Raw genomic sequence first — 22,942 nt, forward strand, 5'->3', positions numbered from 1 at the left:
ATGATACCAAAGGAAACCATCGATGAAATATTTCAAACTGCCCGAGTTGAGGAGGTGATTGGCGAATTTGTGCAACTAAAAAAAGCCGGATCTAACTACAAAGGAAAAAGTCCTTTTGTAGATGAAAGAACGCCATCTTTTATGGTTTCGCCAGCTAAGCAAATTTGGAAATGTTTCAGTACGTCTAAAGGAGGGAATGTCGTTTCTTTTTTAATGGAGGCTGAGCACTTCAATTATGTTGAAGCACTTAAATGGCTGGCCAACAAATACAATATTGAAATTAAGGAGGACAGGCAAAAAACGCCTGAAGAAATTGCGCAAACCTCCATCCGAGAAAATATTAGTATAATCAATGAATTTGCTCGGGATACTTTTAGCGATAACTTACATAAACATCCTGAAGGAAAGTCAATAGGGTTGTCCTATTTTATAGAACGTGGGTTTCGAGAAGATATCATTGAAAAATTCCAGTTGGGTTATTGCTTAGACGAGTCAAAAGGATTTACGCAAGTTGCTTTAGACAAGAATTATAAACTGGAATATCTCGAGAAAGCCGGTTTAACGAAGGTAAAAGATGGTAGGGCATTTGATTTTTATCGAGGTCGCGTCATGTTTCCAATCCATAGTATTGCTGGAAAAGTTCTTGGGTTTGGGGGCAGAACGTTAAAGTCAGACAAAAAAATTGCAAAATACTTCAATTCACCAGAAAGTGAATTGTACAATAAGAGTAAAATTCTCTACGGTCTGTACTTTGCTAAAAGTGCCATCATTAAATATGATAATTGCTTTTTGGTTGAAGGGTACACGGATGTAATTTCTTTGTATCAATCAGGGGTAGAAAATGTGGTTTCTTCCTCTGGAACTTCGTTAACAACGGATCAAATTAAGCTTATAAAGCGATATTCTGAAAATGTTACCATTCTATATGATGGCGATGCGGCAGGAATAAAGGCTTCGTTCAGAGGAATTGATATGATTCTTTCCGAAGGCTTGAATGTGAAAGTTGTACTTTTTCCAGATGGTGAAGACCCTGACTCTTTTGCTAAAAAATCAACGACTGAAGAGTTAAAGGGGTATATCGATGAAAATTCGAAAGATTTTATCGTTTTCAAATCGGATATTCTCTTAAAAGATGCCGGTAATGATCCTATAAAAAAAGCGCAACTTATTAACGATATTGTTGGCTCAATTGCAGTGATAGACGATGCGATTAAAAGACAAGTTTATAGTAGAGAATGTGCGACAATATTTAGTATTGAGGAGCAAACAATAATTCAAGAAGTAAATAAGGCGCGAACAAAGAAACTTGCTGAAAAAAAGAAGTTAGCAGAGCGTAAGGTTAGAACAGAATCGAGAAATGTTCAGACCCCACTCAAACAGCAGCCTAAAAATACTTCAGCTCCGCCAGACTTAGACTACGAAATACCAATCGAGGCGATGATGCCGCCTGAAATGTTGGAGGAGATTGAAAAGGCCGTTGCACCAACACTTCAAAGTGACTTGTATTTTTTTGAACTCGATCTAATTCGCATCATCCTTAATTATGGTTTATACAGTATAGGGGCAACGAACGTTGAATATGATGAAGAAGGAAATGAATCAGTGGAAGATGTTGAGGTAAGTGTTCTTGAACTCGTTGTGCATGAACTTGAAAAGGATCAAATTGAAATGCAGGACAAAATATTTAATCAAATTTTATCGGAGTACCGAGAAGGGCTTACTGAAAACGTTATGTATAAGTCTGATCATTTTGTTAATCACCAAGATATTGAAGTAAGTAAAACAGCAGCTAATTTATTAGCGGTTAAGTACGAATTAAGTGGGAATTGGCAAACGCAAAAAGTAAGAATAAATACTGAAGTTGATAAGCTTGACCGCGCTGTAATGGAGTCAATTTATTCTTACAAAAGTGCTTATGTTCGTCAAAAAATAGCCGAGATTCAAGCCAAAATTCATGCTTTAAACGAACAAGACGCGGAGTCATCCGTAGAAGAGATTATCTCCTTATTAAAGGAACAAAGAAAGTTGGATAAGGTAAAACTCGTTTTATCAGATAAACTTGGTCGAACAATTATATAAGTCATGTGGCAATTAATTAAATCCTTTCTTTTATATCCCATTATTGAATGGTACGATGATCCTATTTTTGAAAATGAAATAGAGGTGACTCCAGGAGAATTAGTTTTTGCTTTATCGCCTTTAAACATAATTATGTTTTTCGCGATCTATCTCGCTGCAAAAATCTTTATAAAATACATTAAGCGATATTTTAAGGCGCTACATCTTACAGAAAAACAATTAAAAATAGAAGGAAAAGAAATCGCTATTTGGCGCTTGACAAAACAATTGATTTATCTTTTAGCAATCTACATTTGTTTTTTAAGCTTAAAACTCAATAATCCTCAGTTGGATTTATCACATATTTTGGCTTATGAATTTGTACGGATAAAGTCTTTTCATATTGCTGTTTACCATTTGTTTCTGATTGCGGCGATTATATTCATTACCCGTTTAACGGTCAATTTTCTAAAAGTTTTTTTACTCAAAGCCGTTCGTAAAAACAATAAAGATATTGATACAGGGACGGAATATATTTATGTTCAGCTTGCGAAGTATATAATCTATGCCATTTCATTTATCATCTTTATGCGTAGCATGGGAATGAATTTGGACCTGTTTATGACGGCGGGTGCATTATTTGTAGTGGCAATAGGACTGGGGTTACAACAAATATTTCAAGATTATTTGTCCGGAATTATGTTGCTTATTGAAGGGTCAATTAAAGTAGGCGATATACTAGAAATTGCACAGTTGAATAATCGAGAAAGTTTTGTTGCCAAAGTTGTTCAAATCAACCTCCGAACCTCTAAAGTGCTCACGAGAGATGAGAAAATTCTCGTCATTCCAAATTCTAAGTTAACTCAGGAAAGTGTGGTAGATTGGAACTCTGGAACGGAATTTACAAGGTTTACAATTCCAATCTGTTTTCATTATGGTGTTGATACTGAAAAAGTAAAAGAAATACTCATTGCTTCAGCAAATACTCATCCAAAAGTGAGTAAAGTGAGAAAACCAATCGTTAGATTGTTGAATTTTGGTAGTGATGGATTGGAAATGGATTTAGTTTTTTGGGCAAAACATGAGCTTTATTTTGAGTTAATTAGAAGCGATATTCGCTTTGAAATAGATCGAAGATTGCGGGAAGAAAAAATTGAAATTCCTTATCCGCAACGAACAGTATATATGAAGAATGTTGAAGGTGATTAGTCTAATTACAACAATTTAAAGTAGACGCGATAGTGAATAGCGTCAAGTTTCCTCAAGTTTTATTAAAAATCTCTTTATTTTTAGACATTCAAAGTAAAGTATTATGGTTAGAACGATATTTTTTATTTCGGCATTCGTTATAACTGCGGCAATAGTGTTTTTAGGAATTAAATTCAATCCAAATTACTATTATTTGTTCCTGTTATTCGGTCCGTTAATTTTAATTGGTACGAGTGATGCTCTTCAGAAAGAACATGCTATTCGTAAAAACTTCCCACTCATTGGAAATTTACGCTATATGCTTGAATCAATTTCTCCTGAGATTCAGCAGTATTTTGTAGAGCGAAGAACAGATGGTAGGCCGATTAGTAAGAATAAAAGAGCAGTAATATATCAGCGATCAAAAAACTTAGGTTCAACACATCCTTTTGGAACAGAGGAAAATATTTATGATGAAGGATACGAGTTTATCGCACATTCGCTTTATCCGGGAGAATTATTGCATGAAGAACCTCGTGTTTTAATTGGAGGAGATCAGTGTAAACAACCTTATTCGGCTTCGTTGTATAATATATCTGCCATGAGTTTTGGATCTTTATCAAAAAATGCTGTTGAAGCACTAAACAAAGGTGCAAAACTGGGAAGTTTTTATCACAATACAGGTGAAGGAGGTATTTCTCCTTATCATTTGCATGGCGGAGATTTAGTTTGGCAAATTGGGACAGGTTATTTTGGTTGTCGTAATCAAGACGGAAGTTTTTCTGCAGATAAGTTCAAAGAAAATGCGTTGCGTCCTGAAGTTAAAATGATAGAATTGAAGCTTTCACAAGGAGCAAAACCTGGTCATGGAGGGGTGTTGCCGGGTAAAAAAAATACAGAAGAAATTGCCCATATTAGAGGAGTTGTTGCTGGTGAAACCGTGCTTTCACCTCCGGGTCATAGTGCTTTTAAGGGGCCGGATGGACTTGTGCATTTTATCGCTGAATTAAGAACATTGTCCGAAGGAAAACCGGTAGGATTTAAACTTTGTATTGGTAAAGTAGAGGAGTTCGAAGCGATTTGTGTGGCAATGGCCAAGGCTAATATCTACCCGGATTTTATTTCAATTGATGGTTCTGAAGGAGGTACTGGTGCTGCGCCACTTGAGTTTGCGAATTACGTTGGAACTCCATTAGATTTAGGGTTAATGATTGCCGATCGATTACTAATTAAGCATGGTATCCGTCAAAAACTAAAAATAATTGCTTCCGGTAAAGTCTTCAATGGTTTTGGTATTTTAAAAAGTATTGCCATGGGGGCTGATTTGACACAATCAGCTCGGGCGATGATGCTTTCAATAGGTTGTATTCATGCCCAGCTTTGTAATACAAATACCTGCCCTGTAGGAATCGCTACACAAGATAAACGATTAATGAAAGGGTTGGACCCCGGCTTAAAAAGTGTAAGAGCCTCCAATTATCATCGTAATACCATTCATGCGTTTTTAGAATTGTTATCTGCAACTGGGGCACATCATCCTTCGGAGTTGTCAACCGATAACTTAATGAGAATGACAGAAGATGGTGATGCGGAATGCATGACGGACATTATTAAGAATTGGGGATATTATAAAAAGTATATTGGAGAATCGCTCGAACATAAGCCTATTTTAAACTAATCAAATTCAACGTATTAATGACACCTGTACACGAAAAAAAATTATTTCTTCTAGATGCCTTTGCACTCATTTATAGAGCTTATTACGCATTTATCAAAAATCCAAGAATAAACAGTAAAGGGCAAAATACCTCCGCAGCATTTGGTTTCACAAATGCTCTTTTGGATGTTTTAAATAAAGAAAATCCAACGCATCTAGCAGTTGTATTCGATTCTCCAGGTTTAACAAAACGAGCAGAAGAATTTGAGGATTATAAAGCCCATCGTGAAGCAATGCCGGAAGATATTGCAGCGATGATAGAGCCGATTAAAGAGATTGTTAAAGCTTTTAACATTCCTATTTTAATTAGCCCCGGTGATGAGGCTGATGACATTATCGGAACAATTGCTAAGAAAGCTGAAAAAGAAGGTTTTTATACGTATATGATGACGCCGGATAAGGATTTTGCGCAGCTCGTTTCTGAGCACATTTTCATGTATAAACCCAGTCGAGGAAAAAAGCCTGTAGAGATTTGGGGTGTTGATGAGGTGAAAGAAAAATTTGAAGTGGACTATCCTGAGCAAGTTATTGATATTTTAGGTTTATGGGGAGATTCTGCCGATAACATTCCAGGTATACCTGGCATTGGAGAGAAAACAGCAAAAAAACTAATCAAACAATACGGTTCTGTCGAAGAACTTATTGCACATGCTGATGAATTAAAAGGAAAACAAAAAGAAAATGTCATTACTTATGCTCAACAAGGGTTGGATTCTAAAAAACTAGCGACAATCATTCTCGATGTTGATGTAGAATTTGAGGAGGAGAAATTGATTATGGAGGATCCTGATCCGGAAAAAATTAAAGCGATTTTTACCGAATTGGAGTTTAAAACCTTAGCAAAAAGGGTTTTGGGCGAAGAGCTAATTTTACCAAATACTCAAAAAGCCGAAGGTCAATTGGATTTGTTTGGCGGACCAGCTATTGAAACAGCAGCCGAAGAAGTTGCGGCTAGTGGTGCAGTGGCAAAAACAATTGCAGATACAAATCCTGATTATCAAATCGTTGTTTCACCTGAAAAAAGAGCAGAACTGCTGGATTTGCTATTACAACAAAAATCAGTCTGCTTTGATACTGAGACTACAGGAATCAACCCTATTGATGCTGAAATTGTTGGCATGAGTTTTACTTACCAAACTGGAACGGGCTTTTATGTTCCTTGTACGGCGGAGGATAGAGTAGAGGTAGTTCAAGCATTTAAACCGTTTTTTGAGAATGAAGCAATAGAAAAAATTGCCCATAATATTAAATATGACCTTAAAATAATTGAGAAATATGGGGTTGAAATTAAAGGTCCCTTATTCGATACGATGATTGCGCATTATTTAATAACGCCTGAATCTAAACATGGAATGGATCATTTAGCTCAATTGTATTTGAATTATCAACCTATTTCCATCGAATCCTTAATTGGGAAAAAGGGAAAGAATCAAAAAACCATGGCTGATATTCCTGCGGAAAGTATAGTAGATTATGCTTGTGAAGATTCAGATGTAACATGGCAGTTAAAGCAAATTTTTCAACCTGAAATTGAAAAAGGTCACCTTAAAGATCTATTCTACAAGATTGAAATGCCACTGGCAAGGGTCTTAAAAGAAATGGAAATGGAAGGAATTAATATAGATGTTCCTGCATTGGCTCGCTTTTCTGATGAACTTGGTAAAGATTTAGGTGAATTGGAAATTAAAATAAAAGATTTAGCAGGGGTCCACGATTTTAACCTTGACTCACCAAAACAATTAGGCGAAATATTATTCGATGTTTTACAAATAGATCCAAAAGCAAAAAAAACGAAAACAGGTCAATACAAAACTGATGAGAGCGTTTTGTCCAAACTGGAGCATAAACACGAAATTATCCCATTGATTCTTAATTATCGCTCTTTAAAGAAGCTAAAAAGTACTTATGTAGATTCATTGCCGCAATTGGTGAACGAACAAACTGGGAGAATACATACAAGTTATATGCAAACCGTTGCTGCTACTGGACGATTAAGCTCGAATAACCCAAATCTTCAAAATATTCCCATTAGAACAGAAAAGGGAAGGGAAATTCGAAAGGCTTTTATTGCAAGAAATCATGAGTATACCTTGTTGGCCGCAGATTATTCGCAAATAGAATTAAGAATTATTGCGGCACTTTCTGGTGACCAAGCAATGATTGATTCATTTAGGGCAAACCTCGACATTCACGCCGCAACAGCAGCGAAAGTATTTCATGTTGATCATATTGAGGAGGTTACGCGTGAGCAGCGAAGTGCAGCAAAGGCAGTTAATTTTGGAATCATTTACGGGCAATCGGCATTTACACTTGCACAAAACCTAGGTATCACCAGGAAAGAGGCGAAAGCATTGATTGATAATTATTTTGAGCAATACAGTAAGATGAAAGATTTTATGAGCGATCAAGTTGAATTTGCTCGTAAACATGGCTATGTCGAAACGATTATGAAGCGTCGTCGATATTTAAAAGACATTGTTTCAGCCAATGCGATTGTACGAGGATTCGCAGAACGTAATGCGGTGAATGCACCAATTCAAGGTTCTGCTGCCGATGTTATTAAAATTGCGATGATTAATATTCATCAGAAAATGACTGAAATGAATCTAAAATCAAAGATGCTACTCCAAGTTCATGATGAATTGGTATTTGACGTGTTGAACGACGAAAAAGAAGTCATGGAAAACCTTGTAAAAGACGAAATGGAAAAGGCTGTTACACTTGCCGTTCCTTTAGATGTTGATTATAAATTTGCTGAAAATTGGTTGTTAGCGCATTAACTTAGCGCTAACAAATCTTATTCATTTGAGATCAACTCTTCCTCGAGCATGGCCTCTTCGTTTATCGTTCCTTCTAAAATAAATTCATTGGCTTCGGCATAAACGTCTTGGAAATCTATCCAACGATTGTCAATGTCTAAATAAAGGTCAAAGGCGTCTAAATACGCTTCATATGCTTGCATTTCTTCTGCAGTCCACGTATTCATATCACGTGACATAGGCTCTGCTAATTGTCGATAGTGATTATTGATTAATCCTTCAACTGCAGTAAACCATTCTTCAGTAATTTCGTGAAACTCCGCGCGTTTAGGCCAATCTTCATTTTGATATAATTTAATGGCTTTTCTACCTTGCTCAATTTTACTCAAAGTCGTGTCCAAAACAGCGTTTATTTTGTTTACAGCAGCATCTGTTTCATCTAAACGAACAATTTCTCGGAGCTTAACATCAATTTCAACTACACTCGATAAGAGACCTGAAAAATATTCTTCACTATTGGTTGCACCTCCTTGAGCAAAACTTTTAGAAGCCTCTTTAATATTTGTGGAACTGGTTAATTGCTCATTTAAAGCCTCCGTGTTCGCTTCTTTATCTTGGGTCGAATTACAAGAAAAAAGAAGAATAGATAACATTAATCCGAATAAATAAGCCTTTTTCATTTTTGTACTTTTAGTCTTTTGGGCATATATACCTGCCTTATTGTTAAAACAAATATCTTAATCTTTTTTTTAATGAAAGTGTTTTAGAATATTTTTAACGTAACTAGGAAATAAAATTAACCTTCATACGTCCAATAAACGCATGGAATATTTCCATTAAATTTACATTTTGATAAATTCATGAGATCAGTATTATTTCCAATTATTCTAATTGCTATTTTATTGTTGCTAGAGTACTATGCGTATAAAGGTTTAAAGGGGGCGTGGGATAGGTACAAAAGATGGCATAAAAATCTGTTAAAATCAGTCTTTTTGGTTCTTACTGGCATGGCTTGTATTTCGTTACCGATTTTGTTTATTTGGGGAGGAAGCATACCTAATTGGGCAACTAATTTCTTTTTTGGATTTATTATGCTCAACTTTTTGGCAAAGCTTATCCTGGCTTTGTTTTTAGTTGTTGATGATTTACGACGCATAACGCTATGGGTGAGCAAACGTTATCATAGGACGAGTTCAACTTCCTCACAAGAAGAAGGTATTTCTAGGTCAGCGTTTTTATTGAAGACTGGCGTGGTTGCCGCGGCAGTGCCAACCATCAGTTTGCCAATTGGTATGTTTGTTGGTCCCTATAAATACACTTTACATCATCCAACGGTAAGTTTGCCCAACTTGCCAGCTGTTTTTGATGGGTTAAAAGTGGTTCAAATTTCAGATATTCATGCCGGAAGTTTTTATGATAAAAGCGCGGTCAATAAAGGGATAGATTTATTGTTGGCTCAACAACCAGATGTGATTTTTTTTACCGGTGATTTAGTCAATAATATTGCGAGTGAAATGGATGATTATATGGATGTTTTTTCGCGTCTCAAAGCTCCAATGGGTGTTTATTCGGTGCTTGGTAATCATGATTATGGTGATTATCACCGATGGAATTCTGAGCATGAAAAAGCGGCAAACCTTGAACGGTTGAAAGAAGTTCATAAAGAGCTGGGTTGGCGTTTATTATTAGATGAGCATGAATACCTCGAAAAAGATGGGGCTCGAATTGGTTTAATAGGAGTTCAGAATTGGGGTAAAGGTTTTCATCAAATTGGTAATTTACCTCAAGCAGCACGAAATTGTAAGGCTCCGGTCAAATTATTGTTGTCACATGACCCAACGCATTGGGATGAGGAGGTGACAAAAGCATTCAAAGATATTGATGTCACATTTAGTGGGCATACGCATGGTGCCCAAATTGGCGTTGAAACAGGTGGCTTTAAATGGAGTCCTGTCAGTTTAAGGTACGATAAATGGGCAGGTTTATATCAAAAAGAAAATCAATACCTCTACATTAATAGAGGTTATGGGTTTTTAGGTTATCCTGGTAGAATTGGAATTTGGCCTGAGATTACCGTTATGACTTTAAATAAGGGATATGCATAGTAGCAGTCGGTCATTGCCTTTTATTATCATCGGAATTCTAGTGCTATTAGAGCTCTATGCCTTTTCTGGTATTACAATTTTGAAAGAAGAGCAAAGTGATGTGGTGCAATTAGTTGTTGCTATTTTCTTTTATGGGTTAATGGGAGTTTCTTTCGTGGGATTAGGAATTATTTTTTCATTCGGAAATAAATTAAATAAGGTTATCAGGAATTTTTTGTTTGCCTTTGTTTTTATCAATCTATTTTCCGTTTTGATATTTGACCTGTTTTTGGTCTTAGATGATTTGCAACGTTTTATTCGAGGTTTATTCGGGTTTGGAAGTTTTCAACGAATACCCGAGTTATTAATGATTGGTGCAGCGTTAAGTATCTTACCTGCGGTATTGTTTTTATTGGGCATGATTATAGGGCCTTATCGATATCGTATTCATGAAGTTGTTGTTCCAATACGACATCTTCCCAAAGCATTTCAAGATTTTAAAATTGTCCAATTGTCTGATATTCATGCAGGTAGTTTTTACAATCCTAGAGCCGTTCAACGAGGGGTTGATTTGGTAAAAAAACAAAATGCAGATGTTATTTTTTTTACAGGAGATTTGGTTAACGATGATGCAAATGAAATGAATGATTATAGAAATATTTTTGCACAATTATCTGCCCCAAACGGCGTTTTTTCAATTCTTGGGAATCACGATTATGGTGATTATGTTCAATGGCCTTCCCAACAAGCGAAAGCTAATAATTTGAATAAATTGAAACAAGTCCATGCGGATATGGGCTGGAGGTTATTATTAGATGAGCATGTTTATTTAGAAAACGATAATGCTAAGATAGGGTTGATTGGAGTAGAAAATTGGGGCAAGGGCTTTAAAAAGGTGGGAGATTTAGAAAAAGCATTAAAGGGTTTAAAGGCAGATGTCAAAATATTGTTATCGCATGACCCAACGCATTGGGAAGAAGAGGTTATTAAACGGTATCCGCACATTGATTTAACCCTAAGTGGTCATACACATGGCGCACAGATGGGTTTTGAAATAGGAAAGTTTCGATGGAGTCCAATTAAACTTCGCTATAAAAAATGGGCGGGTTTATACCAGGAAGGGAAACAGTTTTTATATATAAATAGAGGTTTTGGATTTTTAGGATATCCAGGTCGACTTGGAATTTGGCCTGAAATTACCGTTTTACGGTTAAAAGAATCTGAGTTAAATCATAAATAATAAGGCAGATTAACGTTAGATTTGCAGCTGCAAAAGCAGAATCATACAATGAAAGAAACAATAACAAAATTCTACGAAGCATTTAAAAATAAAGATGCAGAATCGATGGTTGCACTGTATCATGAAGAGGTTATTTTTAGTGATCCAGCCTTTGGAATTTTACATGGAAATCGCGCAAAAAATATGTGGCGAATGCTGATTGAAAATGGAAAAGATTTAGAAGTTAATTTTGAGGTAATTTCTGCGGATGAAAAAAAAGCAAAAGCGCATTGGCAAGCAAAATATACTTTTTCCAAAACAGGTAGAAGAGTTGTGAATGAGGTTGATGCTTATTTTTTGTTTAAAGATGGGTTGATCATCAAGCATGTGGATGATTTTAATCGTAAAGAATGGGCCAAACAGGCGATGGGATTGAAAGGGAGGTTATTCGGAGGAACAGGTTTTTTTAGAGATCAACTGTATAAAAACACGAAAGTACTGCTGGATAAATTTGAAGCAAAAAACAATGGATAAAACCAAAAGTCAAATAGCAGATTTTTGGGAATGGTTTCAGTTGAATGAGGGTGGTTTTAGGGAGTTGGTGTCTCATGGCGCTTCGGAAAATTCCACAGAAATAATAGATCAACTAGATCAGTTTATATTGGGATTTGGTCCTTTAAAATGGACGATTGAAGAGGTGGAGACGAATAAATTTTCATTCACAATTTCTCCGAATAACAAAACAGAGTTACTAGGTTTAACGTCTGCTTTGGTTAATAGCGCTCCCTCATTGCCGCACTGGACCTTTTTTGATAGTCGTCAACCAACAGGTAAATTACGATTTGATTTATATGATCTTGAGATTGAAACGCAGACAGTTGATGCTCAAAAATGGAAGTTTTTAATAGAGCAGGAAGATGCGGACCGAGTACATTTAATTATTATAATCGCTAATACCGAGCATTTAGATGAAGAAACTGAGGAGGTGGCAGTTGATATTCTTCTTACTTCATTGATAGGTGAAAGAAATAAAATCAGTAGAATTGAAAGCTTTGAAATTGTGGATGAATTGGAAGCGAATGATGATAGAATTGCAAGGCCCATCGAACTTTTAGCGCTTGAATTAGGATTAAATACCTGATTCACTAAATTGTCCTGTCCTTTTTAAAATGCCGTTTATACCTTAAAACTGGCATTTATACCATGTTTCAAATTCAATTGAGAAAAAAATAGTAATATTAAGGTCAAACCTTGAATCAATCTATTTATGAAACGTCAAATCATATTATCGATGGCTGCTTTGGGATTACTTTTTGTAACTCCAGTAGAGGGTCATGCGCAATTATTTAAACGTAAAAAGAAAGCAAAAACAGAGCAGCAAGCAGCTCCCAAACCAAAGAAAGGGGGTATTCAACCTTATAGTAAGGTGATTACTAAGGATGCTGAGTCGGATGAGGGATTATTTAACGTTCATAAAGTTGAGAATGCTTACTATTATGAAATTCCCGATTCATTACTTGAACGAGAAATGCTGATGGTAACTCGGATTGCTAAAACTGCTGCCGGACTGGGGTTTGGTGGTGGAAAGCAAAATGAACAGGTGGTACGTTGGCAAAGAAATGAAGATAATATATTATTACGTGTAGTATCCCATCAGGTATTTGCAGCGGATTCTTTACCTGTACATGAGGCAGTAATGAATTCAAATTTTGAACCAATTATGCACATGTTTCCGATTAAGGCTTTGGGGAAGGATTCGTCTTCTGTTGTGATAGATGTAACTGAGCTCTTTGAGTCTGATGTCGCTGCATTAGGGTTGCCTACTAGGACACGTAAACGTTATAAGATAAGTCGAATGGACAGCAAGCGGTCTTATATTTCTTCATTAAAGTCTTATCCTATTAATGTTGAAGCACGGCATGTTAAGACTTATGCTTCCGCAGCTCCTCCTTCCAATTCTAGTTTAGGATCGATTTCATTAGAAATTTCAAATTCAATGATTTTATTGCCGAAAGAGCCGATGAAAAGACGTTATTTTGATCAACGTGTTGGTTGGTTTACCTCATCTCAAACTGATTATGGTTCGGAAGCACAAAAAAGTGAATCGTTCCGTTACTTGGACAGATGGCGTTTAGAGGTTAAGCCTGAGGATATGGAAAAATTCAAAAATGGCGAACTGGTTGAACCGGTGAAACCAATTGTTTATTATATCGATCGTGCAACACCTGAAAAATGGCGTAAATATCTAAAACAAGGTATTGAAGATTGGCAAGTAGCTTTTGAAGCAGCAGGATTTAAAAATGCAATTATTGCTAAAGATGCTCCAAGTCCTGAAGAGGATCCTGATTGGAGCCCTGAAGATGCGCGTTATTCTGTAGTACGATACCTTGCTTCTCCTATTCCTAATGCCAATGGTCCACATGTAAGTGATCCGCGTTCCGGTGAAATTATTGAATCGGATATTAACTGGTATCACAACGTGATGACGCTCTTAAGAAATTGGTTCTTCGTGCAAACTGCCGCTATCAACGAGGATGCGCGCGGGGTAGAATTTAAAGAAGAAATTATGGGTCGATTGATTCGATTTGTATCAGCCCACGAAGTGGGACACACTTTAGGTTTGCCGCATAATATGGGAAGTTCGGTTGCTTATCCAGTAGATTCACTACGATCGGCGACTTTCACAGCGAAATATGGAACGGCTCCATCTATCATGGATTATGCGCGATTCAACTATATTGCTCAACCCGAGGATAAAGGGGTGGCTTTGATGCCAGATATCGGAATTTACGATAAGTATTCTATCGCTTGGGGATATCGCCCAATTCCGGAAGCAGAAACAGCAAAAGATGAAAAACCAATTCTTGATCAATGGATTCTGGAACATGCAGGTGATCCTTTATACCGCTTTGGTAAACAACAATTCATTACAATTGATCCAAGTTCGCAAACAGAAGACCTTGGTGACAACGCAATGAAAGCCAGTGATTATGGAATTAAAAATTTAAAACGAATCTTGCCTAACCTAATTGAATGGACTGGTGAAGATGGTAAAAATTATGAAGATTTAAGTGCTATCTATGATCAGGTTGTAGGACAGTTTAACCGTTATATGGGGCATGTAACTGCCAATGTGGGCGGAATCTATGAATATTATAAAACGTACGATCAAGAAGGTGCAGTTTATACACATGTTCCGAAAAACCTTCAAAAAGATGCAATGGCATTTTTAAGATCTCAACTTTTTGAAACACCAACCTGGTTACTTGACCAAGATATTTTTAATAAAATTGAATTTGATGGAGCCATCGAACGCATGCGAAAATTACAGGTTAGAACGCTCAATTCAATTCTTGATTTTGGCAGAATGGCCAGAGCAATTGAAAATGAAATGGTGAATGGTGAAAATGCCTATACCTTATTGGAAATAATGGATGATTTACGCGATGGTATCTGGACCGAATTAAAACAAGGTGGAAAGGTTGATGTATATCGTAGAAACTTGCAACGTGCCTATATCGATCGTTTAGCATACTTAATGACTGAAGAACAAGATCAAGTTCCAATGGCACTTCGTGCCTGGTTAATTGAATCAAATGTAGACGCAAGCCAATCCGATATCCGATCGATTGCTCGCGCCGAATTAAACGAATTGAAAAAATTAATCAAATCAGCTGTGGCAAGAACAGGAGATAAAATGACTAAAATTCATTTAGAGGATGCCCTGGCACGCATAGAATTGATTTTAGATCCGAGGTAATCTAATTATGAGAATTAAAAAAAGAGGAGTTGATTGAGCTCCTCTTTTTTTGTGTTAAATCGAACTTATTAGCCTCACTTTTCAATTGTTAGATGTTCTGGTAATTCAGAGCTTTGCTAACTAGCCTAACTTCCCCACTTATTGTTTTTTTACACTAATTCAAGTTTTTACTCCCGACACTTTTAATTAATGGAGATTGATAGATTTCTGCGTCCTTGGTTGCAAATACTTTTCTTGACGAAGCTCCATTGGTTGATATGTACTGTAGCCAAGCGGTTAGAAAACCACGATAATTCCCTCCATTTCCTTGAATTTCAAGGTGGCCTGCATCGTGTAAAATCAGCATACATCCAGGCACAACTGCAGATAATAAATCAAAAGCTTGCTCGTTAGTTGCAGTTGGAGAAATTATAAAATCTTTCTCGCCTCCAAGAATTAAAAAAGGAACCTCAATTTTCGCGGCATCATAAACATCCTCTGGATCGCACCATTTTAATGCAGGTAATGCTATGGAAACTATGGTTTTAATTCGCGCTTGCTGATGAAAGTTAGTATAACTATTAATAACTCCTGTAGAACCTTGCGAATGTCCTGCGACTGCAAGAAAATTGGTGTCAGCATAATGGTATAAAAGGGATGCAGTATCAACCGTTTCTTTAAAAATCATATCAATTGCATCGCTAATTTCCTGCCCTGTTCCCGTGGTAACCGAATAGGTGTCAATAACCAAAAACCCATGACTAGCAATGTGTTTAAATAATTCCGTATACTCCTTTGGCTCGGCATCTGTACCATTTCCCCAGACCACTACCGGAAGGGGTTCTTCAATATCTTTAGGAGCTACAATTAAGTAAGGTACATCGCTGTCTGTTTCAACATCAAATATTTCAACTTCAAAAGCTCCTTCTTTTGCGAATTGCGCCTTATAGATAAATGAACTGTCTTCTTTTTGACATGAAAAAATAAAAAGACTTAATATTACAATGAACCTATTTCTCATAATTGATACGAAATTCCGATTGACAAACCAGCTTGTTTTTTAAGTGAAACCAATGCTCCTAGATGTACTCTTGTACGCGTTGAAATTAGATAACTACCTTCAACATTTAGCACTCCGTTAAACGACCAATAATTTAGCTGTTTTATATAATTAACACCTTCAACTCGATCGAATACCCGACTGGTCATAACGGAAACCCCTCCTAAAAAGGTAAACTTTTCTAGCGCATATTTAAAGCCCATTCCGACAAACGCTGTGGGCGCCATATAATTTGATTTTTCATGCTCCAGATAATTATACGATTGATAATATTGAAGACCAAAATCATAGTACAATGTTTTGGGTAGATTTTTTGACAACCGATAAGTTATTGAAATTGGAATAACTAAATTTTTACTAAAAACGGTCTTGTCGTATGGTTTGAAAATTGAAATGGGTTGAACAGCCAAGTTTAAACTTCTGAAATTCTTTTCTTGTTCCTCATTTTGACTGTAACAGGACAAAGATGAGAGAAAGAAAAGAAGTAAAAGGATGAATGGTAGAATATGATTCATTTTTTTTGTGTAAAAATATTGAATTATAGCTGTTTATAGCAGTCAATTAGAAATTTTATCTAAAAACGCACACTGAGACCTAAATTCCCACCAATCCAAATTGATGTTTTACCTTGATTATTCCACCAACTCTCTTCATATAAATAATAAGGAGGTTCAAGTGCTGAACTTTGTCCATCTAAAGGGTTTTCAGAGATAAATACGTTAAAGGAAGGTCCTGCGAATAAGCCAATCGTTTTTGTGAATTCATAGCGGAAAGCAAGGTCGATTCGAGATAATAAGTTGAGTTCTGGATGATGTATAGAAGTATAAATCTGATTAGCAGTTAGGTCTGCGGAAACATAGGCTTTTTCAGTCAACGAAAGCATACTTCCAAATCCCAGCCCATAGGACATTGATTGTTCTGATCCGTTTGAAAAATAACCCGCTCGGTAAATGCCATAAAATTGATTTACGCCTAATTTTAAGGCTAGATTCGCATAAATTGCTTCAGTTCCTGATATTTCTATTGCGTGAAACCCCTTTTTCACGATGTTGATTAAGCCAATCGGAATGCCTTTTTCATAAGATTCTGCTAAATTTATTAAACCTAATTGAAAACCACTAATGTTCTTAGCCACATTTACTAAGCCTATTTGGCCGCCATTTACATTACCATTTGAAAGGTTCGATATTCCCGCAATTTGAAGTCCCATGAGGTTACCATTACTGAAATTTGATATTCCCGCGACTTGAGCACCATTTAAATCACCGTTTGCAGCATTGGTGATTCCTGCAAATTGCCCTCCCAGAAAAGTACCGTTTACTGAATTGGATATGCCTGCGAATTGCATACCTAAGGCGTTTGCGTTATAAATATTCGAGATACCTGCAAATGACATCGTATTACTAGAATCACTCGCGAGGTTTGTAATTCCACTAATTATTAAGCCATTTGCATGTCCTTTCGTCACATTTGCAATTCCTCCTATTTGCATTCCATTCACGTTTCCATTGTTCACGTTTACTAATCCCCCTAATTCAAATCCATCAACACCTCCATTAATTCCATAGAGCATATTTAAAGAGATATAATTTGAATACTTAGGGGAATTAATTCCATTTGATCCCAACGGATAAAAGAAAGACACTTGTACCGGTCGTCTCATAATGCTGTCTTTTTCTTGTGAAAAAGCCGTTAAAAAAGTGAATGATGTAATGATTAAAAATAGTGTTTTCATTGTTTAAAATTTAATGGTGTAAATTAAGTTTGGAATGAGTGAAAGTTGCGTGTTATATTCAATTTGGTTTGTTCTACCATTGAAATATTCACTCACAACTGCTTGATTATTTGTGAGGTTTTGGATATCTATTTTAAAAGAGTGACTGGCTCTTTTCATATCACACCTATAGGTTAAACCTAGGTTGATGAAGAAAATATCTTCCCCTTTTTTACCAAAGATTTGATTCTCATCAAGTACCGTATATCCGACCTCTTGCGAAGCATTCAAGTCGATTGGAGTGTATCGATTTCCACCAATCACTGATATTTTAGTATTAATGCCTAGTGTTTTATTGCTAGCAGCACCTAAATTGAATTCTTTACCAAGCAAGAAGTTTAGGGCATAATTTGCATCATAACGAGAGGGTTGATAGTTTTGCTGATCTAAACTATATTCTGATTTATAGATTGATCCTGTTAAGAGGTAATAAAAATTATTTTCAAAAGGTCTTTCTACCGTTAATTCAATACCATAGTTATTGCCTGTACCGTCATTTATTAAAGCCATATTGGGTATGCCGGAGGCACTGTTAATCATGCTGAAGTTGATGGCGGTATCTTGAGAGATTGGAACGTCAAATAAATGCTGATAGTAGATTTCAGATCTGAGGAATAAATGTTCATTTATTCGAATTCCATATCCAAGAACGAAATGACTGCTTTTTGAAAAGTCGAGGTTTTTATTCTGTGGTTGTATCGAAAAATCGCTGGTTAAATTTTGATCTAGGTAAACAGAAACAGCTTCAACCTTACTATGCATTCCAATACCTAAGGAAAAATTTTGGCGCGGTGTCAATTGCCATTTTAAGCCAAGGCGAGGTTCAATGTTTTTATTGTTATTCAAGTAAAAATGAGTGTAATGTAATCCAGAAACAAATGAAAGTTGATTGGTTGCTCTATATTTCCAACTCATAAAAGCTTGAAGGAGGTTCGCATCTCCTTTTGCTTTTTTTTGAGGTGTGAGAATACCGTTTTGATCATCATAATCCTCTTCGTAAAAATAGTTGTACCGGAGATTAGAGAAGGTTGCACCAACTTGAAAAATATGTTTAGCGTTGTATTTATAGTTTAAAATAGATTGACTTTTAATTTGATTGTCTGTAAATCCTTCTCGTTCAGAAAGGACCAGTTTTTCATTCTTGGTATTAAAATATCCTTCTCCGCCATTATAGGATGAGGTTGCTGCTAGGTATGACTTGATATAGAGCTTGGGAGAAAGTAAATAAATATGTTTTAGACCTAACATACCGACTGATGCACGGAAGTTGTATTTCCCATATATTTCTTCGGTTTCGTCATCTTGATCTGTTTCGTCAATTGCACTTTTTCCACCAAATCCGATTAAACTAAATGTTCCTCCTTTTTTGGTTGGTAAATGAATTTTAAAAGCGCCATCTTGATAAATAGGAATTCCGTTGAAATCGAGTATTCCTACTTTATCCAATAAGGCAATGGAAGAATAGCGGTAATTTGCCATGTATGAGCCACGATAACCTTCTGAAAATGGACCTTCGATTGTGGCATCAATTCCAATTACCCCGGCCGAAAAGGAATATTCTCTTTTTTCGTTGTTTCCTTGACGCATCTTAACATCAAAAACACCCGATAAAGCATTGCCATATTCAGGAGCAAATGCGCCTGAAAAAAAGTCTGAATTTGCTAAAACAGCCCCGTTTAACGCATTTACTGGTCCACCAGTGGCGCCATTATCTGAAAAATGATTCGGATTTGGAATATCAATCCCCTCTAAACGCCACAACACACCACGAGGTGAATTGCCACGAACAACAATATCATTATTTCCTTCTGCATCACCTGTTACGCCTGCAAACCCTGAAACCATTCTAGCAGGATCATTTAAAGAACCTGCATAACGATTGGTTTCTTCAACACTAAAAGCTTTTGCACTGACAGTAGCCATTTTATTCGCGACTTCGAGTGGGTTTGAATTTGCGGTGATTTCAACCTTATTTAAAATGTTGATGTCGCCAGTCATTTCAAGATTGAGGATTTTTTCTTTCCCCGATTCTACAAGTATACTTGGCAAATTAATATCGAGATAACCAGATGCAGTGATTCGAAATGGTGTTCGTCCAACAGGTACATTTTCAATTTTAAATTCCCCATTTAAATTTGATTTAGCACCGAGCAATGGGTTCGAATCTGGGATAAGAATTGTAGCTCCTATAATCGGGGTTTTAGTATCGGCATCTAATAATTGACCGCGAACTGTTTGATGGAAATTATCTTGGCCAAAGCACCAATTTGATAAAAGAAAACAAAAGAGGAAGAAGGTGTTTAAGGTTTTCATTTTTTGCTATTTGTGTTACATTGGTGTGACACTTAAAGCAAATTACACCCCTATCAAGTGGTTAGTTTTTTTTTCGATTAGATTCTAATCCCAATTTTCCAGCCAATCCAACCTTGGTATGATCCCCAATATTCTTCTGCTTGTACGAACTCAGTCACATTTAGGTACTGTGGATAATCACCTTCATCACTTAAAAATTGCATGACACTTAAATTAACTGAAGGTCCGGCAAAGAAAGTAATCCATTCTTTTGGTCCGTATTCTACCGTAAAATCTAATTTATAGAGATTATTGAATTCAAATGTTGTGGGGTCATTTTTAAAAACAAGTAAACCTATTAAGTCAACTGAACTGCCCCAATTCTCTCTTAAATCAAAATGCGTTCCGAAACCCAAACCACCGGAATAGAGACGTTGTTTTTCGAACAAAACGCCAAAATGGTATGTGTTATAAAAGCGTTTTGTACCTGTTTTTACACCAAGGTTCAAATGAAAAGACTCCGTATTGTATACTTCTATTTTGTGATAACCATTATGGACATAATTAAATAGACCCAATGACAGTCCGTTGTTTTCATTACTAAAATTTAACAAGCCAACTTGTAATCCATTATTTACACGCGCATAGTTAAAGATGCCTCCTAGCTGAAGACCAACGTTTTTTCGAGTTATATTACCAATTCCAGCCAATTGTAAAAAACTATTTCCTTTAACACTATGATTACTTATCCCAGCAATTTGTACACCATTAAATCTGCCTAAAGATGTATTATAAATACCTGATAATTGAAGTCCATTCGTCAACGAATCACTCATGGATCCAATTCCTGAAAGCTGTATGCCTGTAAAGCCGCATTTGGCTCCTGAAAAAATTCCACTCACTTGAATTCCATATACGTCTCCTCTAGAAATAGAACTAATTCCACTCACTTGAACCCCCGCAAAATCTTTATGAGTTAGATTGGTAATTCCACCAATTTGTACCCCAATAAAATCACCTCCAACCATATTTGCGATTCCTCCAACTTGAACACCTTTTAGCGAGCCTCTTACGGAGTTTAATATTCCTCCAACTTGAATTCCTTCATAACTTCCTCCCACCAAATTGCTCATACCAGCTAACTGGACCCACTTGGCATTTCCATTGACCATGTTTAAAATACCGCCAATTTCTACACCTGCAGTACCATTTGAATACCCGGCGAGAATATTCAGGGACAAATTATTCGTAATTAATCCATTTGAGGAAAGGTTGGACCCAATGCTTATGGCTGGCACAAAAGAGATTTGAGCAATGCGTGTTTCCTTTATTTCTTTAAGGTTTTCAGTATGGCGATATGTTTCTTGAGAAACTAAACCTCCTGAGATTGCCCGTTCTTCAATTGGTCGATAAATTGGTTCGATGGAAAGGGGGGCAATTTTTTCCACATTTTCTTTTCGTTCGAGACGGATGTTTTTAATTATTTCATTTTTTGAAGTGGCGTCTAGAACAATAATTTTTTTGTGATAACCTTTTTTACTAAAGTATAAACTTCTATTGCGTTCGGGATTAGAAATTGTGAGTTCATAAAATCCATTGCTATTGGATGAGCTGGCGAGTTTTGCTTCGACGTCGTAAATGCTGGCGTGAGGAAGGGGCTTTCCAGTAGAAGCATCAATCACTTGACCTTTAAATGTAACGGTGTTATTCGACTTTTTTCGCTCTTTTAATTCGGTTTCATTTTCATTTTTTAATAATACAATATGGTTCGCAACGGCTTTAAACCTTACAGTATGATTAAAAATCAATGATAAACCGTAAGCCACTGTTTTTTCTTTGATTGAAAGACTAACACGTTTTTCGATATCAATAACAGAAGGATTATAGGAGAATTTAACTTCGGCTCGGTTTTCAATATGACCGAGTATCGTTTTAATGGGTGTGTTTTTAATTTCAACCGTGATTATGCGGTCGAGGAGACTACTACCATAAGAATTTGTAATGGTAAGTAAAAAGAGGAGGAAAGTCAGAACTCTTTTATTCATGGGCAATTGATGACGTAATAAACAGTTGAATTTTCACTTCTCTTTTCAATTTTAAGGTTATGAACCGAGGCCACAACATTTAAAATGTCATCTAAATTTTCTCCTTTTTGATGTGGGGAAGTGATTAACATCGCTTCTGCATTCGGACAGTTTAAGGAAATTACTGATTCGGGAAAAACATTATTCAATACTGCTACGACTTCAGTAAGAGGAGATTCTTGAAACTTTAATTCACCCGTTAACCAATACGTCTCTAAATGCGATGTAGATTTCATCTTTTTAACTTCACCTGTAAGTCGGTTTAGTTGTCCTTTTTCTCCAGGAGATAGAATGATATTATTTCCTTTCATGCCAAATTCAACACGGCCTGTTTTAACAAATACTTCCATTAAGCTATCATTGTCTTCGGCTTTAACGTTAAAAGAAGTTCCAAGAACTTTTACATACGCTTCGGATGGTAAATCAATAATAAACGGTTGTTGCGTGTTTTTTTCAATATCGAAAAAAGCCTCCCCGCGTAATTCAACTCGTCGTTCGTTTTTTGCAAAAGTTTTAGGGTAAGTTAAGATTGAGTTTTTGTTTAGAGTGACGATTGAACCGTCTTCGAGCTGGTCAATTAAAATTTGTTCATTCGCCATTTTTTCAATTGTTGTAGCAGGAGCAAAAAGCTGAATTACTCCAAAAATGCCTAGAAGACCAATGATTACTGCAGCAATTCGTAAAAATGTTTTTCTGTAAGTCGCAATAGGAATTATATGCTCTTCATTCTTGTCAATTGTTGACCGTACTTTTTGCCAGGCTACGGTGGTGTTTACTACAACAGGTTTAGGTTTAATGCTTCCAGTTAGGTTCCATGTTTTTAGTACAGCATTGTAGAATGCTTCGTTTTTTACATCTTGCTTAATCCAAATGCTGACTTTGTTCGCAGTATTCTCGTCCAACTCACCGGCAATGTACGCTGTAATCAGCGCTTCATCATATATTATATTTTCATTCATTCCCATTTC

Annotated in this window: 16 protein-coding genes; 9 read left to right on the forward strand and 7 right to left on the reverse strand. The window is 36.3% G+C overall.

From position 1 onward, the window contains the following. The 4 genes from dnaG (at position 1) to polA (ending at position 7,743) form a co-directional block, all read left to right on the forward strand. Positions 1 to 2,079 carry a DNA primase gene (gene dnaG / locus A8143_RS04080; protein ID WP_066756666.1) on the forward strand — a complete coding sequence of 693 codons (2,079 nt, stop codon included), beginning with the start codon at positions 1 to 3 and terminating at the stop codon, positions 2,077 to 2,079. 3 nt (positions 2,080 to 2,082) lie between these two features. Beyond that, entirely contained in the window at positions 2,083 to 3,267 is a 1,185-nt protein-coding gene (locus A8143_RS04085) for a mechanosensitive ion channel family protein (protein WP_066756669.1), read from the forward strand. A gap of 103 nt (positions 3,268 to 3,370) precedes the next feature. Continuing rightward, the gene (locus A8143_RS04090) at positions 3,371 to 4,924 is read left to right on the forward strand and encodes an FMN-binding glutamate synthase family protein (RefSeq protein WP_066756672.1); all 1,554 of its coding nucleotides are present in this window, start codon (positions 3,371 to 3,373) and stop codon (positions 4,922 to 4,924) included. Positions 4,925 to 4,941: 17 nt separating this feature from the next. Further along, positions 4,942 to 7,743, forward strand: a complete 2,802-nt coding sequence (gene polA / locus A8143_RS04095) for a DNA polymerase I (protein ID WP_066756675.1) — start codon at positions 4,942 to 4,944, stop codon at positions 7,741 to 7,743. A 17-nt stretch (positions 7,744 to 7,760) separates the two neighbouring features. On the opposite strand, the gene A8143_RS04100 is transcribed toward polA, so the two are convergent. Then, positions 7,761 to 8,402, reverse strand: a complete 642-nt coding sequence (locus A8143_RS04100) for a hypothetical protein (protein ID WP_066756677.1) — start codon at positions 8,400 to 8,402, stop codon at positions 7,761 to 7,763. Positions 8,403 to 8,582: 180 nt separating this feature from the next. Here A8143_RS04100 and A8143_RS04105 point away from each other — a divergent pair, with 180 nt between their 5' ends. The 5 genes from A8143_RS04105 (at position 8,583) to A8143_RS04125 (ending at position 14,785) form a co-directional block, all read left to right on the forward strand. Then, positions 8,583 to 9,827 (forward strand): metallophosphoesterase, encoded by a 1,245-nt coding sequence (locus tag A8143_RS04105; protein WP_066756680.1) that lies wholly within the window; start codon positions 8,583 to 8,585, stop codon positions 9,825 to 9,827. Next, positions 9,820 to 11,046, forward strand: coding sequence for a metallophosphoesterase (locus A8143_RS04110; protein WP_066756682.1), 1,227 nt, complete (start codon positions 9,820 to 9,822; stop codon positions 11,044 to 11,046). Before A8143_RS04105 ends, A8143_RS04110 begins: the two co-directional genes overlap by 8 nt. A 48-nt stretch (positions 11,047 to 11,094) precedes the next feature. Continuing rightward, the gene (locus tag A8143_RS04115; protein ID WP_066756685.1) at positions 11,095 to 11,559 is read left to right on the forward strand and encodes a nuclear transport factor 2 family protein; all 465 of its coding nucleotides are present in this window, start codon (positions 11,095 to 11,097) and stop codon (positions 11,557 to 11,559) included. Continuing rightward, complete coding sequence (locus A8143_RS04120; protein ID WP_066756687.1) at positions 11,552 to 12,166, forward strand: hypothetical protein; 615 nt, start codon at positions 11,552 to 11,554, stop codon at positions 12,164 to 12,166. The genes A8143_RS04115 and A8143_RS04120 overlap by 8 nt, the downstream gene beginning before the upstream one ends. Before the next feature lie 126 nt (positions 12,167 to 12,292). Further along, on the forward strand, positions 12,293 to 14,785 hold the full coding sequence (locus tag A8143_RS04125) for a zinc-dependent metalloprotease (protein ID WP_066756690.1): 2,493 nt from the start codon (positions 12,293 to 12,295) through the stop codon (positions 14,783 to 14,785). Positions 14,786 to 14,939: 154 nt separating this feature from the next. Here the strand turns inward: A8143_RS04125 and A8143_RS04130 are convergent, their stop codons facing one another. From A8143_RS04130 to A8143_RS04155, 6 genes are all read right to left on the reverse strand, one after another. Then, complete coding sequence (locus A8143_RS04130; protein WP_066756693.1) at positions 14,940 to 15,785, reverse strand: alpha/beta hydrolase family protein; 846 nt, start codon at positions 15,783 to 15,785, stop codon at positions 14,940 to 14,942. Further along, positions 15,782 to 16,339, reverse strand: a complete 558-nt coding sequence (locus A8143_RS04135) for a hypothetical protein (protein ID WP_139134260.1) — start codon at positions 16,337 to 16,339, stop codon at positions 15,782 to 15,784. Before A8143_RS04135 ends, A8143_RS04130 begins: the two co-directional genes overlap by 4 nt. A 59-nt stretch (positions 16,340 to 16,398) precedes the next feature. Continuing rightward, positions 16,399 to 17,559, reverse strand: a complete 1,161-nt coding sequence (locus A8143_RS04140; protein WP_066756698.1) for a hypothetical protein — start codon at positions 17,557 to 17,559, stop codon at positions 16,399 to 16,401. Positions 17,560 to 17,562: 3 nt separating this feature from the next. Continuing rightward, positions 17,563 to 19,911: a TonB-dependent receptor gene (locus A8143_RS04145; RefSeq protein ID WP_066756701.1), complete on the reverse strand. Its 2,349-nt coding sequence runs from the start codon at positions 19,909 to 19,911 to the stop codon at positions 17,563 to 17,565. A 77-nt stretch (positions 19,912 to 19,988) separates the two neighbouring features. Further along, a complete protein-coding gene (locus tag A8143_RS04150; protein ID WP_066756704.1) occupies positions 19,989 to 21,935 on the reverse strand; it encodes a carboxypeptidase-like regulatory domain-containing protein in 1,947 nt (648 codons plus the stop codon). Continuing rightward, positions 21,932 to 22,933, reverse strand: coding sequence for a FecR family protein (locus A8143_RS04155; RefSeq protein ID WP_175437479.1), 1,002 nt, complete (start codon positions 22,931 to 22,933; stop codon positions 21,932 to 21,934). The genes A8143_RS04150 and A8143_RS04155 overlap by 4 nt, the downstream gene beginning before the upstream one ends. Positions 22,934 to 22,942: the final 9 nt, after the last annotated feature.

The sequence above is a fragment of the Crocinitomix algicola genome, assembly GCF_001661595.2.
GTDB classification, from domain to species: Bacteria; Bacteroidota; Bacteroidia; order Flavobacteriales_D; family Crocinitomicaceae; genus Crocinitomix; species Crocinitomix algicola.

Coding starts and splice junctions, on each gene's coding strand:
- dnaG (WP_066756666.1), top strand. CDS start 1: ATGATACCAAAGGAAACCATCGATGAAATATTTCAAACTGCCCGAGTT.
- A8143_RS04085 (WP_066756669.1), top strand. CDS start 2,083: ATGTGGCAATTAATTAAATCCTTTCTTTTATATCCCATTATTGAATGG.
- A8143_RS04090 (WP_066756672.1), top strand. CDS start 3,371: ATGGTTAGAACGATATTTTTTATTTCGGCATTCGTTATAACTGCGGCA.
- polA (WP_066756675.1), top strand. CDS start 4,942: ATGACACCTGTACACGAAAAAAAATTATTTCTTCTAGATGCCTTTGCA.
- A8143_RS04100 (WP_066756677.1), bottom strand. CDS start 8,402: ATGAAAAAGGCTTATTTATTCGGATTAATGTTATCTATTCTTCTTTTT.
- A8143_RS04105 (WP_066756680.1), top strand. CDS start 8,583: ATGAGATCAGTATTATTTCCAATTATTCTAATTGCTATTTTATTGTTG.
- A8143_RS04110 (WP_066756682.1), top strand. CDS start 9,820: ATGCATAGTAGCAGTCGGTCATTGCCTTTTATTATCATCGGAATTCTA.
- A8143_RS04115 (WP_066756685.1), top strand. CDS start 11,095: ATGAAAGAAACAATAACAAAATTCTACGAAGCATTTAAAAATAAAGAT.
- A8143_RS04120 (WP_066756687.1), top strand. CDS start 11,552: ATGGATAAAACCAAAAGTCAAATAGCAGATTTTTGGGAATGGTTTCAG.
- A8143_RS04125 (WP_066756690.1), top strand. CDS start 12,293: ATGAAACGTCAAATCATATTATCGATGGCTGCTTTGGGATTACTTTTT.
- A8143_RS04130 (WP_066756693.1), bottom strand. CDS start 15,785: ATGAGAAATAGGTTCATTGTAATATTAAGTCTTTTTATTTTTTCATGT.
- A8143_RS04135 (WP_139134260.1), bottom strand. CDS start 16,339: ATGAATCATATTCTACCATTCATCCTTTTACTTCTTTTCTTTCTCTCA.
- A8143_RS04140 (WP_066756698.1), bottom strand. CDS start 17,559: ATGAAAACACTATTTTTAATCATTACATCATTCACTTTTTTAACGGCT.
- A8143_RS04145 (WP_066756701.1), bottom strand. CDS start 19,911: ATGAAAACCTTAAACACCTTCTTCCTCTTTTGTTTTCTTTTATCAAAT.
- A8143_RS04150 (WP_066756704.1), bottom strand. CDS start 21,935: ATGAATAAAAGAGTTCTGACTTTCCTCCTCTTTTTACTTACCATTACA.
- A8143_RS04155 (WP_175437479.1), bottom strand. CDS start 22,933: ATGAATGAAAATATAATATATGATGAAGCGCTGATTACAGCGTACATT.